The 666-nt window shown below is 76.6% G+C and carries 1 protein-coding gene; it reads left to right on the top strand.

Annotated features, from left to right (window positions below):
- Nucleotides 1–228 precede the first annotated feature (228 nt).
- On the top strand, nucleotides 229–666 hold a 438-nt coding region (locus KDM41_18305; protein MCB1185377.1), incomplete at its 3' end, for a hypothetical protein.

Genomic DNA, 666 nt, shown 5'->3' with positions numbered 1-666 from the left:
TGACGATCGAGGCCGGCGAGACCACCAAGGTCATCAAGGACCTCACGTCCCGCATGTGAGCCGCGCGCGACCGGGGCCCGGCCCCGGTCCGTCGCGGATTCCCACAGCGACGCCGTCGCCGACGGCGAGGCGGGGTAGAAGCCGACACCGGCGCCGGCGCTCCCACGTGGTTCCGGGCGGTTCGCGCCCCGGCCCGCCTGGCACGCGGTGTGATGAGATGGGACGACCATGCGCGTCCCCATCCTCGGCGGGGTGGCCTGGCTGGCCCTCCTCGCCGCGTGCGATCGCACCGTCGACGGCAACCTGCCGGTCGGGGGCGACCAGCCGTCGCAGGCCGAGACCGAGCGCTTCGCGCGCCGGCTCCACCTCGATCTCACCGGCGGCAGCCCCGACGACGACTTCGTCGCCGACGCGGTGGCCCGCCTCGGCGAGGTCGACGACGCCGCGACCCGGCGCGCGATCGCGCAGGCGCTGATCGACGCGCCCGCGTTCGCCGCGGTCTACGTCGACGAGGTCGAGGGCCGCGCCTACGGCGGCGACACCGTCGAGGCCCGCTACGGCCTGCTGTGCGGCATCGTCCGCACCACCGACCCGGCCTGCGACGCGTGCGCGCCGCCCGCCGACGGCGACGCCTGCGGCACCTGCAGCTGCGCGCCGCTCGCCGGC

This window comes from bacterium (assembly GCA_020440705.1).
Classification (GTDB): domain Bacteria; phylum Krumholzibacteriota; class Krumholzibacteriia; order LZORAL124-64-63; family LZORAL124-64-63; genus JAGRNP01.
The sequence above is the reverse complement of the archived record's forward strand: the minus strand, read 5'-3'. Positions and strand labels throughout refer to the sequence as shown.